Raw genomic sequence first — 14,988 nt, 5'->3', positions numbered from 1 at the left:
GAGAGACATGAAGATAAAACACGGCCACCCATCGGCCGGCGATACGGGCCTGCTCGACGCCGGACGGCGAAAAATCCTCACGGCTTCCCTGCAGGCTTCGGCCCTGAGCGTACTGGGGTGGGCGGGCTTCGTGCCCGCCGCCTATGCCCAGACCGGGAGGAAGATCAAGATCGGCTACGTCACTCCCCTGACCGGTCCACTCGCCGGATTCGGCGAGGTCGACCGTTTCGTGCTCGACCAGTTGAAAGACACCTTCGCAAAAGGAGTGGCGGTGGGCGGAGAACAACGCACCGTCGAAATCGTAGTGAAGGACAGCCAGTCCAATCCCAACCGCGCATCCGAAGTAGCCGCCGAACTGATACTGAGGGACGAGATCGACCTCATGGTCGTAGGGTCGACTCCCGAGAACTCGAATCCCGTTTCCGATCAATGCGAGCTGAACGAAATTCCCTGCATATCATCGACCACGCCCTGGCAGCCATGGTTCTTCACACGGGGCGGAGACCCCAAGACCGGCTTCGACTGGACTTATCATTATTTCTGGGGCCTCGAGGACATCATCGCCAACTTCACGAATATGTGGAAGTCCATACCCACCAACAAAGTGGTGGGCGTGCTCTTTGCCAATGACGCCGATGGAAACGCGTGGGGCGACCCCCAGCATGGCCTGACGCCCGCCCTGAAGAAGATGGGCTACACGGTCGTCGACCCGGGCCGGTATCAAAGCGGCCAATCCAATTTCAGCTCGCTCATTGCAGAGTACAAGAAGGCCGGTGTCGAGATCATTGCCGGCGTACCGACTCCGCCTGACTTTCAGAATTTTTGGACCCAATCCAGCCAGCAGGGCTTCAAGCCAAAGATCGTGACCGTGGGTAAAGCGCTGGCGTTTCCGTCATCGGCCGAAGCGCTAGGCCCCATCGCGGAAGGCGTTACGCAAGAGTGCTGGTGGAGCCCGAACCGTCCTTATAAATCCTCCCTGACCGGGCAGACAGCACAGCAGTTGGCCGACGATTACGAGCGTGTCACCGGCAAGCAGTGGACTCAACCCCTGGGTTATGCGCACTCGCTGTTCGAAGTCGCACTCGATGTGCTCAAACGCAGTAAAGACATCGACGACAAGGCATCCATCCGCGACGCCATTCCGACAACTAAGTTGGACACCGTCATTGGTCATGTCGCATGGGGCGACGGCCCGGTTAAAAATGTCGCCAAGACCACGCTAGTGGGAGGCCAATGGATCAAGGGGGCACGCCATCCCTTCGATCTGGTCGTCGTCAACAACGACACCGCCTCCGACATACCCGTCCAGGCCGAGATGATCGTCATACCCACATAGCACCGCGGCCATGGCTCCCCTATTATCCGTTCAGGGCCTATCGAAGTCGTTCGGATCGATAAAGGTTACGAACAATTTGAGTTTCGACCTGCGCCGCGGCGAGGCCCTGGGCGTCCTGGGTCCGAACGGTGCAGGCAAAACCACCTTGTTCAACCTGATAAGCGGCGATCTTGCCAGCGACTCGGGCCGCATCCTGCTCGAGGATCGCGACATCACCCGCCTTCCGGCATACAAGCGCTGCGGCGCCGGCCTCGGCCGCTCGTACCAGGTGGCTCAGCCTTTCGGCGGCATGACCGTGTTCGAGAATCTGGCCGTCGCGGCCATGTTCGGGGCAGGCCAGTCGCGCGCGCAGGCGCATGACTCGAGCGTGGACATACTCCGACGCACGGGGTTGCTTTTCAGGGCCAACCAACTGGCGGGTAGCCTGACGCTGCTTGATCGCAAACGTCTCGAGCTAGCCCGAGCCTTGGCCACCCAACCCGAAGTGTTGCTGCTGGACGAGATAGCTGGAGGCCTGACGGAAAAAGAAGCCGGACAATTGGTCGAAATGGTCCATGAAATACGCAATGACGGCATATCGATCATCTGGATCGAACATGTGGTGCATGCCCTGATAGCCGTCGCCACCCGCCTGCTCGTGATCAATTTCGGCAGCAAGCTGGCCGACGGCCCGCCTCGGGAAGTCATGCAAAGCCCCGAAGTACAGCGTGTCTACATGGGAATAGAGGCTCAACATGCTTGAGGTAAATGACCTGCGTGTGTTCTACGGCGACTTCCAGGCGCTCTTCGGCATTGATTTCCGTATCGAAGCAGGCCAGACAGTCTCCATCATCGGCGCGAACGGCGCGGGGAAATCAACCTTTCTGAAGACCTTGTGTGGTCAGCTGCGTCCCCACTCCGGGTCCATCCTGTTCGAAGGGCGTCCGATCGGGGGATGGCCGCCCAGCACGATCGCCGGCCTAGGCATATCCATGGTGCCCGAGGGCCGCCGACTGTTCACCAGCCTGACCGTCGAAGAGAACATACTGTCGGGCGGCTTCTCCCGCCGAACAGGTCCCTGGACCCTGGAGCGCGTCTATCGGCTGTTTCCCGCCCTGCGGACCCATCGCAATGCGCTCGCCACGACGCTTTCCGGCGGACAACAGCAGATGGTCGCCATCGGGCGCGCCTTGATGGCCAACCCGCGCGTGTTGATTTGCGACGAAGTGTCATTGGGGCTGGCGCCCGCGGTGATTAAGGATATCTATACCGCCCTGCCACAACTGCTGCAGGATGGCGTGGCCCTTATTCTCGTCGAGCAGGATGTGAATACGGCGTTGAGCGTATCCGACTATGCGTATTGCTTCATGCATGGACGAGTATCGCTTCAGGGCCGGCCCGGCACATTGAGCAAGGCAGAAATATCCGACGCCTACTTCGGCATTCAATAAGGAAACACACCGTGATGGATTGGCTTGCCGTCGTCGTGCATGGCACTCTTGCAGGGGGAGGCTACGCCCTGTTCGCCATCGGGCTTTCGCTCGCCTACGGCGTAATGAGGCTCGTCAATATCGCACATGGAGACTTCATCGTGCTGGCGGCATATATTGCACTGGTTATCGCCGTGGGATTGGGGCTGCACCCACTGCTGGCCCTGCCTATCGTCGCGACCATCATGTTCGGGCTGGGCTACCTGCTTCAGCGCACAGTACTCAATCGCGTTCTGGGGCCCGACATCCTGCCGCCGCTGCTGGTCACCTTCGGTCTGGCCATCATGCTTCAGAACGGCCTGCTGGAGCTTTTCTCGGCCGACGCCCGAGTGCTGTCGGCCGGGACCCTGGCCACTGACAGCGTCAGTCTGGGCGACAGTCTGGCCGTCGGGGTGCTTCCACTGGCTACCTTCGTAACAGCCGTTGCCTGCACCTTCGGGCTCTCATGGCTGTTCCGGCGCACACGGCTGGGCATGGCCTTTCGCGCAACCTCGGACGACCCGCACACCGCCCAGTTAGTCGGCATCAAAGATAAGCACGTTTACGCGCTGGCCATGGGCATCGCCTTCGCCGTCATGGCGGTGGGTGGCGTGTTTATGGGCATGCGCGCATCTTTCACACCCGACCTGGGCCCAAGCTATCTGATCTACTCGTTCGAAGCGGTCGTCATTGGCGGCGTCGGATCCATTTGGGGCACCCTGGCGGGTGCGATTCTGCTGGGCGTCGCCCAAGGCGTGGGCTATTCCTTCGGTCCCGGATGGGGGATTCTGACCGGCCACATCGTATTCCTGCTGGTCTTGCTGTTCAAGCCCGCGGGGCTATTTTCAAGGAACCAGCCATGAGCCCTTCTTCCGGATACGCTGTCACCCTGGGCACCCGCGCCAGCCGCATAGGCCTGTTCGCCGCCGGCATAGGCTGCGCCGTTCTCTTCACAATGCCCTTCTGGGCCGGCTCCAGCACCATGCGCCTGCTGATCGAGATCATGTGCTTTCTGGCGCTGGCACAAATGTGGAACCTACTGGCCGGATACGGAGGCCTCATCTCCATAGGCCAGCAGGCTTTCGTCGGCATCGGCGCATATGGCCTGTTCCTGTGCGCAAACCATTTCGGCGTGAATCCATTCATCGCCGTACTGCTGGGCGGGCTGATTGCCGCCGCCCTGGCTCTTCCCGTCGCCGCAATCACCTTCCGGCTCAAAGGGGGCTATTTCGCGGTGGGAACCTGGGTCGTGGCCGAAGTCTGCCGACTTGCCGTTTCCAACGTACAGCTTTTGGGAGGAGGTTCTGGACAAAGCCTGACCGCAATGCGCGGCGTTCCTAAGGCCGTTCGGGAATCCACCACATTCTGGATTGCTGCCGCGATCACGGTTGGCATGCTCGCTTTGACGTACTGGGCGCTACGCTCTCGTTTTGGCATGGCGTTGACTGCAATCCGCGACAGCGAGGCCGCGTCCAAGAGCCAAGGCATCCATGTCCAGAAGATCAAGCTGTATGTATTCGTGTTCGCGGCATTCGGCTCCGGCCTCATCGGTGCCCTGTATTATCTGAACGCCCTGCGCATTTCCCCCGCGTCGGCGTTCGACCTCAACTGGGTCGTCATAGCGATTTTCATCGTGGTCATCGGCGGCATCGGCACGCTGGAAGGCCCCATCATCGGCACACTCGTCTATTTCGCATTGCGCGAGCTGCTTGCGGACTATGGCAGCTGGTATCTGATGGCGCTGGGCTTGTGCGCGGTGATCATCATGATCCAATGGCCCCGTGGTATCTGGGGCACGGTCCAGCATCGATACGACCTGCGCTTTTTCCCTATTCAGCGGCGTGTGCGCTTATTGGAATAGCGGCTACAGCGCATCCCACAGCTACATTCGCCTTGCATGCCCGGATGCGCTTGAACCGTGCGCCGCCGCTTCCGCCCTCAACCAGGCAGCCGAACCGTCACTTCGACTTCTATCAACAGCCCGGGAACCGCCAGACCAGTCACGCCGATAATCGTCTGCGCCGGGTGCTCTTTGCTTCCCTGGACCTCTTCGATCGCTGCCGTGATCACCTCATACTGGGTAGGATGAAGCGTATAGATCGTGCGGCGGACAACATCGTCCCATGAGGCGTCGACGGCTTTCAGCGCCACCTCGACATTGCGCATCGCCGCCTTGGTTTGCGCACCGAGGTCGTCACCGCCGATGATGGAGAAGTCCGGGGCCAGCGCGACTTGCCCGGCGATGTACGCGACCGTACCCGGTTCGGCCACGGTAATGTGGCTGAAGCCGGGCGCGGGATGCAACTCAGAGGGATTAAGTAATTTTCGTGCCACGTTTGTCTCCTTATTGGGTACACAAAAAATTATGGCGAGCGGCGTAAAGCATCAAGCCGCGCCTGCCTGAGCGCCGCCTTGATCCGCTCGGGCTCGCCGCCGGCCGCCTTGGCCACGGCGCCTGCATCGATGGCGCGCACGGCGTCCAGCCGCTGGCGCCAGCCGGGGAGATCGACCTCGGTCACACACTGCGCAGCCTGCAGCAGGTTCAGAAAGCGCTGCGGCTTGCGCAGGCCGTCATTGCGCTCGATGAGGTCGAGCCACGCCTCCATGCGGCCGGGAGCCAAAGCATGCGTTCCGTCCGCTGCATGCAACGCGTCTACGTTCGAGGAAGCGCCACCTGCGGTTTCCGCGCCCTTATGAAGCCCTTCCAAAGCGGCAGCCAGCGCCGGCAGCAGCCTGGCGTAATCGATGCACTCGCTGGGCGCCCGCACATGGCGGCCGATGAGCTCGGGTTCGGGCGATTTGCGGCACAACAATGCGAACCGTTGCGCCAGCGCCAAGTCGGCGCGTACCGCGCAATCGAGCTGGCGAGCGATCTCTTCGTCGAACCGCAGTCCGGGCATGATGCGCGCCAATGCGCCGGCCTGCGCCAGCACGTCGAACATGCGGGCCGGGCTTCGGGTTTGCAGGCCCTTGGCCACCTCGCGCCATACCCGCTCGGGAACCAGGGCGTCTACTTCGCCTTCGTCGACCAGGCGGCGGCTCAATGCCATGGTTTCGGACGCGACGGAAAAATCGGCAAAGCGCGCTGCAAAGCGCGCCAGGCGCAACAGGCGCACCGGGTCTTCGGCAAACGCCTCGCCCACGTGGCGCAACACCTTTCGTTCGATGTCGCGGTGGCCGTCCCAGGGATCGATCAGGCTGCCGTCGGGCGCCTGGGCAATGGCGTTGACGGTAAGATCGCGGCGGCGCAGGTCGTCTTCAAGGGTGACGTCGGGGCCGGTATAGAAGGTGAAGCCCTTGTAGCCCCGCCCCGATTTACGCTCGGTGCGCGCCAGAGCGTATTCTTCTTTGCTGACGGGGTGCAGGAAAACGGGAAAATCGCCGCCCACCGGCAGGAAGCCCCGGGCGGTCATGTCTTCGGGCGTGCCGCCCACCACGACCCAGTCCCGGTCGCCGGCGGGCAGGCCCAGCAGTTTGTCGCGCACGGCTCCGCCCACGACATAGACCTCGAGCCCTTGTATTGCCGGATCCATATGCGCCGCCGTCAAGGCAGCGCCACCTGGCGCGACGCCTGCGGCGAGACGGTGCCCAGGCGCTGCTTGAGCGACTGCGATTGCCCCGAGAACATCATGGAGTAATACACGGCGTTGGACATGACGTTCTTGACGTAGAGGCGGGTCTCGGTAAAGGGAATGGTTTCGGCGAACACGGCGCCCTCGACCGGGCCGGTGAGCTTGGAGCGCCACTGCACCGGCCGCCCCGGGCCCGCGTTGTAGCCGGCCGTGGCCAGCAGCTGCGAACCGTTCAACTGGCCCAGCACCATGTCGAGATAGCTGGTGCCCAAAATGGTGTTGGTGTCGAAGTCGTTGACCGAAGAAGGCGTGAAATTGCTCATGCCGATTTTCTTGGCGACCCAGCGCGCGGTGGCGGGCATGAGCTGCATGAGCCCCGATGCGCCCACGCGCGAGCGCGCATCGGTGATGAAGCGCGATTCTTGCCGGATGAGGCCGTACACCCATGCCGGGTCGAGATTGATCTGGCGGGCTTTTTCAGTGACGCGGCCCTCGAAGGGCGCCACGAAGCGCTGCGAGAAGTCGATTTCGTCTTTGGTGAGCAAAGAGGTGTTGACCACGCGGTCGTAGATCTGCTCGTAGCGGGCCAGCTCGGCCGCGGCGCGCAGTTGGCGATCGCTCATGCCGCGCAGGGCGAAGTTCCATTCGGGCACGGCCTCGGGGCGCCAGCCCAGGCGAAACAGCTTGATGGCGCGCTGCAGGGCCGGGTTGGCCTGGGCCTGGGTGAATTCGGCCTCGGTGACGGGCGCGGGCGCCGGCGGCAGGCTCAGCGGCTCGCCCAGCTCTTCGACCGCCAGTTGGCCGTAGAAGCTGAGCTCGTTGCGCAGCGAAGCATAGAATTTGCGCGCCGTGCCCGGGTCGCCCTGGGCGGCGATGGCGCGACCGCGCCAATACACCCACACCGGCTCGGCTTGCTGCTCGGCCGACATCTTGAGTATGGCGCGATCGACCTGCTTCCAGTCGATGGGGGTCTGCCGAAGCTCGGAGCGCACCTCCCAGGCATGGTTGTAGTCGGTCATGGGTACATTGCCGGAACGCCGGTACCAGCGCACGGCCTGCGGCTCGACGTTCAAGGCGGACACCAGGCCGAACTGGCCCCATACCCACTGCATGTCCTGCCTGGGTACGGCGGACGCCCAGTTTGTCTCGATGTAGGATTCGGCCTCGAGCCTGTCTTTGCTGCGTGCCAGGCGTGACAACGCGAGTGTGACGAGCTCACGCTGCTCGCGGGTGGCAGGCGCTTTTTGCGTGGCCAGCCATTTGCGCGCGTCCTTCATGAGGGCCGCGTACGAGCGCATCTGGGTGCCGTCGAACATGAGGGCCGCCATGCGCTGGGCGTTGCCCGTCTTGCTGGTTTCGAGAATGGCGCGCAGCTCGGACTGCAGGGCGTCCCAGCCGACCACATTGTGCTCGACGAGCTGGTCGAGCAGGCTCCAGCATGCGCTGACCGGTTCGAAGGCCGCCATGGCTTGCTTCTCGGTGACGGCCTGGCCTGTCATGTGCTGGGCCATCAGGCGCGAGCAGTTGACCGAGGCGTTGCCGTTGACGACGGGACCCAGCCGATTCACCGTGGCGTAGTCGCCGGCGCGCGCCGCGGCCACGATCCAGTCCGCCTTGATGCGATCGGCAAGGTAGGCATCTTGATTGGTGGCCATGAACTGATGCAGCTCGGCCTCGGGGATGGGCAGCGTGGGATTGGTGACACGCTGGCGCAAGGCCCAGTACTGCGCATACGAACCGACAAGCGGCGTGGCCCGCGCCGTGGGCACCAGTTCGTCCAGCCGCGACCACTGCTTTTTCTGCATGGCTTCGCGCGCGTCGATGAGCGCCTGCTCGGCGACCTGGGGCGCAACCTGCGGCGCGGAGGGCGCCGGGCTGACGCTGCCCGACACGGCGCTTGAGGCAGCCGCCGCCGCGGACGGGGACAGCTGCGCGGCGGGCGTGATGGCCGTTTGCAAAGGCGCCTGCGCGGCCGCGGGCGGCTGGACCGCCGCCGATGCCACGGGCGCTTCGGCGCCCGCGCAGCCTGTCAGGCCCCCGAACAAGGCCAGCCACATACCCAGCGCCGGTAATCTGCCCATGCCGGAAATGTTTCGGGATTTCTGATACCGTTGACCCTTTAATAACATCTTGCTGAACCCCGCCTTAAACCGTCATGAGCAACAGTATAGAGAATAAATCCGCCGCTTTGCGGACGAAACTGAAACAGCTTCGGGCGGCGCAAAACCCATTGGATACGCGGCGCGGCGCTTTGCTGATACGCGGCCGCCTGTTCACCTGGCTGGCTTCGTCGCGCGCCGAATTGGCCAAGGCGGGCAAGCCGGCGCCGCAGCATGTGGCGGCTTTCTGGTCGCTCGAACAGGAACCCGATCTGCGCCCCCTGCTGACCCAACTGGTCGAAGAAGAAGGCCTTACCGTCTCGCTGCCGGTGGTCACCGGCCCCGATGCACCGCTGAAGTTCCGGCTATGGACGCCGGACACCCCGATGGCCAAGGGCCCTTTCGGCATCGAAGAGCCCCAGGGGCCCGAGGCGCCGGCGCCCGACATCGTTCTGGTGCCCACCCTGGGCTATACCCGCCAGGGCGATCGCGTCGGCTATGGGAAAGGCCATTACGACCGTACGCTTGCGGCCCTGCGCGACCAGGGCCACCGCTTTGTCGCCCTGGGCATCGCCTGGGCTTGCGGCGACCTTTCAGGCACCGACTACCAGCCGGCCGACCACGACTTCAGGCTGGATTCGATCCTGACTGACAAGGGCTGGCCCGTTCCCGCGCCCAATCTGCTCGACCGCGCCTGAACGCCGTACTCAGGCCGTCGCGGCGCTGGAGACGCTGAGATTGCGCGTGATCGCCAACGTGGCGTCCGCGTTGTTGAGCGTGTAGAAGTGCAGGCCGGGCGCGCCCTGGTCGAGCAAGACCTGGCACAGGCGGCTGATCACCTCTTCGCCGAAGGCGCGTATCGACGCCTTGTCGTCGCCGAATTCGGCGAGGCGCAGCCGTATCCAGCGCGGCACTTCGGCGCCGCACATGTCCGAAAACCGCAGCAGCTGCGCACTGTTGGTGATGGGCATGATGCCCGGCACGATAGGTATGCCGACGCCACGCGCGCGCGCCCGGTCGACGAAATCGAAGTAGGCGTCGGCGTTGAAGAAGTACTGCGTGATGGCGCTGTTGGCGCCGGCGTCGACCTTCTCGACGAAATGCCCCAGGTCGGCCGCCGCGTTGCGCGCCTGCGGGTGCATCTCGGGGTAGGCGGCCACCTCGATGTGAAACCAGTCGCCGGTGGTCTCGCGAATGAAGCGCACCAGCTGGCTGGCATAGTGGAACTCGCCGGTGTCGCCGCCCATGCCCGAAGGCAGGTCGCCGCGCAGGGCGACGATGCGCCGCACGCCCTGCTGCCTGTAGGCCTGCAGGATGTCGGCCAGCACCTCGCGCGATGCGCCGATGCACGACAGATGAGGCGCGGCGTCGAAGCCCAGCTTCTGCATGATGCCCACGGCATCGGCGGTGCCCGTGCGGGTGGAGCCGCCGGCGCCGAACGTCACGCTGACGTAGCCCGGCTGCAGGGCCTGCAACTGCTTGGCCGACCGGATGAGCTTTTCTTGAGCGGCGTTATCGCGCGGCGGGAAAAACTCCAAACTGACCAAAGAACTCATTTAGGCAATCACTCGCGATAGCAGGCCGGCAATAATGCTGTAGACCAGTGCGCCCAGCATGGCCCACCAGAAGCCGTTGACATGAAACCCCTTCAGCACCGAACCCACGAACCAGAACACCAGGGCATTGATGACCAGCAGGAACAAGCCCAGCGTCACGATGGTGACCGGCAGGGTCAGCAGCACGAGCACCGGCTTGACCAGGGTGTTGATCAGGCCCAGCACCAGCGCCGCGATCAGGGCCGACCAGAACGAAGCCACTGAAATGCCCGGCAAGATGTAGGCGACGATCAGCAAGGCAACCGCATTCAAGATCCAGATAAGCAGAATTTCCATGGTCAGGCTCCTGTAGCGCCGGGCCTGGGTGGCGCGCCTCTAGAAAGCAGGCGCGCCGGCCCGGCTGTTGAACAGCTTAATAGCGGTAATGGTCGGGCTTGAAGGGGCCTTCGACCGGAACGTTGATGTAGTCGGCTTGGTCCTGGCTGAGCGTGGTCAGCTGCACACCCAGCTTCTTGAGGTGCAGGCGCGCCACTTTCTCGTCCAGGTGCTTGGGCAGCACGTAGACCTGGCCCTTGGCGTAGGCGTCGCCGCGTGTAAAGAGTTCGATCTGGGCGATGGTCTGGTTGGTGAACGACGCCGACATCACGAACGAGGGATGGCCCGTGGCGCAGCCCAGGTTGACCAGGCGGCCCTTGGCCAGCAGGATGACCCGCTTGCCGTCGGGGAAGATGATGTGGTCGACTTGCGGCTTGATTTCTTCCCACTGCAGGTCTTCCACGCCGGCGACGTCGATCTCGTTGTCGAAGTGGCCGATGTTGCAGATGATGGCCTGGTCTTTCATGCGCTCCATGTGCTGGCGCGTAATGACATGGTAGTTGCCCGTGGCGGTGACGAAGATGTCGGCCTTGTCGGCGGCTTCGTCCAGCGTGACGACCTTGTAGCCTTCCATCGACGCCTGCAGCGCGCAGATGGGGTCGACTTCGGTCACCCACACTTGGGCGCGCAGGGCGGCCAGCGCCTGGGCGCAGCCCTTGCCCACGTCGCCGAAGCCGCACACCACGGCGATCTTGCCGGCCACCATGACGTCGGTGGCTCGCTTGATGCCGTCGACCAGCGACTCGCGGCAGCCGTACAGGTTGTCGAATTTGGACTTGGTGACCGAATCGTTGACGTTGATGGCCGGGAAGGCCAGCTCGCCCTTCTTGGACATTTGATACAGGCGGTGCACGCCCGTGGTGGTTTCTTCGGTAACGCCCTTGATCTCGGCCAGGCGGGTGGAATACCACTTGGGGTCTTCGGCCAGCTTGGCCTTGATGGCGGCGAACAGCACACGCTCTTCTTCGCTGCCGGGCTTGGCCAGCACCGATGCGTCGTTCTCGGCGCGCGCGCCCAGGTGCAGCAGCAGCGTGGCGTCGCCGCCATCGTCGAGAATCATGTTGGCGTGGCGGCCTTCGGGCCATTCAAAGATTTTGTGCGTGTACTGCCAGTAGTCTTCGAGCGTTTCACCCTTGATGGCGAACACCGGCGTGCCGCTGGCCGCGATGGCGGCGGCGGCGTGGTCCTGGGTAGAGAAAATATTGCACGAAGCCCAGCGCACCTCGGCGCCCAGCGCCACCAGGGTCTCGATAAGAACGGCGGTCTGGATGGTCATGTGCAGGCTGCCAGCAATGCGCGCGCCCTTCAGGGGCTGGGCGGCGGCGTATTCTTCGCGAGTGGCCATCAGGCCGGGCATTTCGGTTTCGGCAATGGCGATTTCGCGGCGGCCCCAGTCGGCCAGCGAGATATCGGCAACTTTGTAGTCGGAGAAAGTGGTGTCGGCAACAGTGTTCATGGAGTTTCCCAGTAAACCTGTGCAGGACGAAGCGATGGAAACGGTTGGCTCACCTTCGCCTGCGTACAGGAGATGATGAGCGCCGTTGAATACTGATGGTTCCTGAGCCTAGCGGGGCAGCGAACGCCTTGGCGGCCCGCCTGCGCCCGTCGCAGCGCTCCTCAGGAAAAAAGTGAGGTCAATTGTAGCCGATTTAATGTGTCGGCCAAGTGATTCGGCGGCTGACTTATTCGATGAAGCGCGCCCTGCCGGCCAGCAGCCCGGACCATAGCGCCCCCAGGATCAGCAGCATCATGAATACCGATGCGGCGTCCCAGTTGCCGGTGTACTCGTGCAGTATCCCGATGATGAGCGGCGCCACGGCGGCGATCATATAGCCCACCCCCTGCGACATGCCCGATATCGCCGCCGCCACCTGCGGGTTGGGCGAACGCAGCACCAGCAATGCCATCGCCACGGCGAACATGCCGCCGAACCCCAGCCCGAACACCCCTGCCCAGATGTAGACGGCGCTGGTCGCCCCGTAGACCAGGCCCAGAAAGCCCGCACAGACCAGCGCCATGAACACAGAGATGGCGGGCCGCTGATCGCGCCCGCGCGTGGCGATCCAGGGCCCGGTGATGGAAGTTGAAAGCTGGATGGTCATGAGCGTCGCCAGCACAAAGCCCGCGTCCCGCGAGTTAAGGCCTCGATCGATCAGTATCAGCGGCAGCCAGCCGAAGATGCAATAGGCTATGGCGCCCTGCGTGCCCATGAACAGCGTCACCTGCCACGCCAGCCAGTTGCTGCGCAGGCGGGGCACCGCCACCGGCCGCCGGGCGCTGAAAGCCGGCTCGCCCCGGACCTGGGGAACCCAGGCCAGTGCAGCCAGAAGCGCCGGAATCGCCCAGAACCCCAGCGAAAAGCGCCAGTCGCCGAGCCATTGCTCCATCGGCACCGTAACGCCCGCCGCCGTGGCCGCCCCCGCCGCCAGGGCGGTTGAATACAAGCCCATCATCAGCCCCGCGTTGACCGGGAAATGCTTTTTGATGATGCCCGGCAAAAGCACCATTACCACGCTGATGGCCAGCCCCAGGAAGAAAGTGCCCACGAACAACCCCGGCGCGCCCAGGTTGCTGCGCAACACAATACCCCCCGTCAGCAAAAGCAGGCTGAACAAGATGGTGCGCTCGGCCGACTGCAGCCTTAGCAGGCGCGGCGCAAAAGGCGCAAACACGCCGAAGCACAGCACCGGCAGCGTAATGAGCACCCCCAGGGCCGTCGCCGACAAGTTCAGGCTCGCACCTATCGAACCGATGACCGGCCCCACGCTGATCAGCGCCGCCCGAAGGTTCATCGCCACATACACAATGGTGATCAACAGCAGCACCTGCGCCAAGCCCTTCTTCCCGCGCTCATGCGCGGGAGCTTCCGCTTTGGCGGCTTCCCGGCCCAGGGACGAAGCCCTCCCCCTGCCTTCCTCACGATGCCGCGGCGAATCCTGATTGATACCTGAGGTAGCCTCTGACGAACTGTCGGGCATGGCCTTGTCTCTCTTTCTTCAACTTGCTCCAGCCCTGAAGTGTGCCACATAAAAGTGCAGCACACGTCCCATTATGGGGCGGCTTAAAGCAAGCTGAACGAGCGTGTCAATTATTGCGGCGCGGATACCCTTCGCTGAGTATCCGCTTCCAGACCGCGCGCTTTTCATCTTCCGAGAAAAACACCCAGTTCGCCACTTCCATGACCGTGCGTCCGCAACCGCGGCAGACCTCGTCGTACAGCGTCGAGCACACCGCCACGCAGGGCGAATCGCGCTCATCCGGGTTGTACGACGGGTCGGACATCAGGCCGCCTTCTTGAGAATCTGCACCTTGTCCGTCGCTTCCCAGGAAAACTCCGGCTCGGCGCGGCCGAAGTGGCCGTATGCCGCGGTTTTGCCATAGATGGGACGCAGCAGGTCCAGCATGTTGATGATGCCTTTCGGGCGCAGGTCGAAGTGCTCGCGCACCAGCAGGGCGATCTGGTCGTCCGACACCACGCCCGTGCCGTTGGTGTTGACCGTGATGTTGATGGGCTCAGCCACGCCGATGGCGTAGCTGATCTGCACCTGGCATTGGCGCGCCAGGCCCGCCGCCACGATGTTCTTGGCCACATAGCGCGCCGCATAGGCCGCCGAGCGGTCCACCTTCGAGGGGTCCTTGCCCGAGAACGCGCCGCCGCCGTGAGGGCATGCGCCGCCGTAGGTGTCGACGATGATCTTGCGGCCGGTCAGCCCGCAGTCGCCCTGCGGGCCGCCGATCACGAAAATGCCCGTCGGGTTGATCATGAACTTGGTCTTGGCGGTCAGCAGGCCCTCGGGGAAGCTGGGCTTGATGATCTCTTCGATGACCGCCTCGCGGATCTCGGCCTGCGAGATATCGGGCGAATGCTGGGTGGACAGCACTACGGTATCCACCTCGACCGGCTTGCCGTCCACATAGCGGAAGGTCACCTGCGACTTCGCGTCGGGACGCAGCCACGGCAGGCGGCCGTCCTTGCGCAGCTCGCTCTGGCGCTGCACCAGCCGGTGCGAATACCAGATGGCCGCGGGCATGTAGTCGGGCGTTTCGTCGCAGGCATAGCCGAACATCAGGCCCTGGTCGCCCGCGCCCTGGTCCATATTGGCCTCGGGGTTGCGGTCCACGCCCTGGGCAATGTCGGGCGACTGCTTGTCGTAGGCCACCAGCACTGCGCAGCCCTTGTAGTCGATGCCGTAGTCGGTGTTGTCGTAGCCGATGCGCTTGATCGTGTCGCGCGCCACCTGGATGTAGTCGACGTTGGCCGTGGTGGTGATTTCACCGGCCAGCACGACCAGGCCGGTGTTGCACAGCGTTTCGGCGGCAACCCGCGCGTAGGGGTCCTGGGTGAGGATGGCGTCGAGGATGGAGTCGGAAATCTGGTCCGCGACTTTGTCGGGATGGCCTTCGGAGACCGATTCGGAAGTAAAGAGGAAATCTTTGTTGGTTACCACAGCGATTGCGTCCTATGAGCCGGCAAGCGGCTCGTTGAAGTTGAACGAAACGCGTTGCACCTCGGCATGGAACGGCTTGCAATACGGGGCGCGACGCTTTAGCGGTATTTACACGGCCGGGCGGGCCCGATGCCGTCATCGCTCCGCAAGTTGT

Annotated in this window: 15 protein-coding genes and 1 riboswitch; of the genes, 6 read left to right on the top strand and 9 right to left on the bottom strand. The window is 63.4% G+C overall.

What is annotated here, in order from left to right:
- Positions 1 to 7: 7 nt before the first annotated feature.
- The 5 genes from CSC67_RS06340 to CSC67_RS06320 all read left to right on the top strand — a co-directional run bounded on the left by CSC67_RS06340 (position 8) and on the right by CSC67_RS06320 (position 4,645).
- Positions 8 to 1,336, top strand: a complete 1,329-nt coding sequence (locus CSC67_RS06340; RefSeq protein ID WP_118993652.1) for an ABC transporter substrate-binding protein — start codon at positions 8 to 10, stop codon at positions 1,334 to 1,336.
- 76 nt (positions 1,337 to 1,412) lie between these two features.
- Entirely contained in the window at positions 1,413 to 2,078 is a 666-nt protein-coding gene (locus CSC67_RS06335; RefSeq protein WP_342447669.1) for an ABC transporter ATP-binding protein, read from the top strand.
- The gene (locus CSC67_RS06330) at positions 2,071 to 2,766 is read left to right on the top strand and encodes an ABC transporter ATP-binding protein (protein WP_118993650.1); all 696 of its coding nucleotides are present in this window, start codon (positions 2,071 to 2,073) and stop codon (positions 2,764 to 2,766) included. Before CSC67_RS06335 ends, CSC67_RS06330 begins: the two co-directional genes overlap by 8 nt.
- 14 nt (positions 2,767 to 2,780) lie before the next feature.
- A complete protein-coding gene (locus tag CSC67_RS06325; protein ID WP_118993649.1) occupies positions 2,781 to 3,647 on the top strand; it encodes a branched-chain amino acid ABC transporter permease in 867 nt (288 codons plus the stop codon).
- Positions 3,644 to 4,645: a branched-chain amino acid ABC transporter permease gene (locus CSC67_RS06320; RefSeq protein WP_118993648.1), complete on the top strand. Its 1,002-nt coding sequence runs from the start codon at positions 3,644 to 3,646 to the stop codon at positions 4,643 to 4,645. Before CSC67_RS06325 ends, CSC67_RS06320 begins: the two co-directional genes overlap by 4 nt.
- A gap of 77 nt (positions 4,646 to 4,722) precedes the next feature.
- Here the strand turns inward: CSC67_RS06320 and CSC67_RS06315 are convergent, their stop codons facing one another.
- From CSC67_RS06315 to CSC67_RS06305, 3 genes are read right to left on the bottom strand one after another with little or no spacing between them, the layout of a single operon-like run.
- Entirely contained in the window at positions 4,723 to 5,118 is a 396-nt protein-coding gene (locus CSC67_RS06315) for a RidA family protein (protein WP_118993647.1), read from the bottom strand.
- A gap of 29 nt (positions 5,119 to 5,147) precedes the next feature.
- Entirely contained in the window at positions 5,148 to 6,317 is a 1,170-nt protein-coding gene (locus CSC67_RS06310; protein WP_118993646.1) for a tRNA nucleotidyltransferase/poly(A) polymerase-related protein, read from the bottom strand.
- 11 nt (positions 6,318 to 6,328) lie between these two features.
- Positions 6,329 to 8,437 carry a lytic transglycosylase domain-containing protein gene (locus tag CSC67_RS06305; RefSeq protein ID WP_118993645.1) on the bottom strand — a complete coding sequence of 703 codons (2,109 nt, stop codon included), beginning with the start codon at positions 8,435 to 8,437 and terminating at the stop codon, positions 6,329 to 6,331.
- A 74-nt stretch (positions 8,438 to 8,511) separates the two neighbouring features.
- Here CSC67_RS06305 and CSC67_RS06300 point away from each other — a divergent pair, with 74 nt between their 5' ends.
- On the top strand, positions 8,512 to 9,153 hold the full coding sequence (locus tag CSC67_RS06300; protein ID WP_118993644.1) for a 5-formyltetrahydrofolate cyclo-ligase: 642 nt from the start codon (positions 8,512 to 8,514) through the stop codon (positions 9,151 to 9,153).
- 9 nt (positions 9,154 to 9,162) lie between these two features.
- Here CSC67_RS06300 and metF read toward each other — a convergent pair whose 3' ends face one another.
- The 6 genes from metF to metK form a co-directional block, all read right to left on the bottom strand.
- Positions 9,163 to 10,011, bottom strand: coding sequence for a methylenetetrahydrofolate reductase [NAD(P)H] (metF, locus tag CSC67_RS06295; protein WP_118993643.1), 849 nt, complete (start codon positions 10,009 to 10,011; stop codon positions 9,163 to 9,165).
- Positions 10,012 to 10,347: a phage holin family protein gene (locus CSC67_RS06290; RefSeq protein WP_118993642.1), complete on the bottom strand. Its 336-nt coding sequence runs from the start codon at positions 10,345 to 10,347 to the stop codon at positions 10,012 to 10,014.
- A 76-nt stretch (positions 10,348 to 10,423) separates the two neighbouring features.
- On the bottom strand, positions 10,424 to 11,842 hold the full coding sequence (gene ahcY, locus CSC67_RS06285) for an adenosylhomocysteinase (protein ID WP_118993641.1): 1,419 nt from the start codon (positions 11,840 to 11,842) through the stop codon (positions 10,424 to 10,426).
- A gap of 70 nt (positions 11,843 to 11,912) precedes the next feature.
- Positions 11,913 to 12,011: riboswitch (S-adenosyl-L-homocysteine riboswitch) on the bottom strand.
- A 57-nt stretch (positions 12,012 to 12,068) separates the two neighbouring features.
- Complete coding sequence (locus tag CSC67_RS06280) at positions 12,069 to 13,364, bottom strand: CynX/NimT family MFS transporter (RefSeq protein WP_245220142.1); 1,296 nt, start codon at positions 13,362 to 13,364, stop codon at positions 12,069 to 12,071.
- A gap of 106 nt (positions 13,365 to 13,470) precedes the next feature.
- On the bottom strand, positions 13,471 to 13,668 hold the full coding sequence (locus CSC67_RS06275; protein WP_118993640.1) for a DUF1289 domain-containing protein: 198 nt from the start codon (positions 13,666 to 13,668) through the stop codon (positions 13,471 to 13,473).
- On the bottom strand, positions 13,668 to 14,834 hold the full coding sequence (gene metK, locus CSC67_RS06270) for a methionine adenosyltransferase (protein WP_118993639.1): 1,167 nt from the start codon (positions 14,832 to 14,834) through the stop codon (positions 13,668 to 13,670). The genes CSC67_RS06275 and metK overlap by 1 nt, the downstream gene beginning before the upstream one ends.
- Positions 14,835 to 14,988: the final 154 nt, after the last annotated feature.

This window comes from Pusillimonas caeni (genome assembly GCF_003545815.1).
In the GTDB taxonomy this organism is placed as follows: Bacteria; Pseudomonadota; Gammaproteobacteria; order Burkholderiales; family Burkholderiaceae_B; genus Pusillimonas; species Pusillimonas caeni.
This window is presented reverse-complemented; position numbering and strand designations above follow the sequence as displayed.

What these genes read in the sequence shown, in the direction of transcription:
- CSC67_RS06305 (WP_118993645.1), bottom strand. Translation starts at nt 8,437, where the DNA reads ATGGGCAGATTACCGGCGCTGGGTATGTGGCTGGCCTTGTTCGGGGGC.
- ahcY (WP_118993641.1), bottom strand. Translation starts at nt 11,842, where the DNA reads ATGAACACTGTTGCCGACACCACTTTCTCCGACTACAAAGTTGCCGAT.
- CSC67_RS06325 (WP_118993649.1), top strand. Translation starts at nt 2,781, where the DNA reads ATGGATTGGCTTGCCGTCGTCGTGCATGGCACTCTTGCAGGGGGAGGC.
- CSC67_RS06330 (WP_118993650.1), top strand. Translation starts at nt 2,071, where the DNA reads ATGCTTGAGGTAAATGACCTGCGTGTGTTCTACGGCGACTTCCAGGCG.
- CSC67_RS06300 (WP_118993644.1), top strand. Translation starts at nt 8,512, where the DNA reads ATGAGCAACAGTATAGAGAATAAATCCGCCGCTTTGCGGACGAAACTG.
- CSC67_RS06340 (WP_118993652.1), top strand. Translation starts at nt 8, where the DNA reads ATGAAGATAAAACACGGCCACCCATCGGCCGGCGATACGGGCCTGCTC.
- CSC67_RS06290 (WP_118993642.1), bottom strand. Translation starts at nt 10,347, where the DNA reads ATGGAAATTCTGCTTATCTGGATCTTGAATGCGGTTGCCTTGCTGATC.
- CSC67_RS06310 (WP_118993646.1), bottom strand. Translation starts at nt 6,317, where the DNA reads ATGGATCCGGCAATACAAGGGCTCGAGGTCTATGTCGTGGGCGGAGCC.
- metF (WP_118993643.1), bottom strand. Translation starts at nt 10,011, where the DNA reads ATGAGTTCTTTGGTCAGTTTGGAGTTTTTCCCGCCGCGCGATAACGCC.
- CSC67_RS06320 (WP_118993648.1), top strand. Translation starts at nt 3,644, where the DNA reads ATGAGCCCTTCTTCCGGATACGCTGTCACCCTGGGCACCCGCGCCAGC.
- CSC67_RS06280 (WP_245220142.1), bottom strand. Translation starts at nt 13,364, where the DNA reads ATGCCCGACAGTTCGTCAGAGGCTACCTCAGGTATCAATCAGGATTCG.
- CSC67_RS06275 (WP_118993640.1), bottom strand. Translation starts at nt 13,668, where the DNA reads ATGTCCGACCCGTCGTACAACCCGGATGAGCGCGATTCGCCCTGCGTG.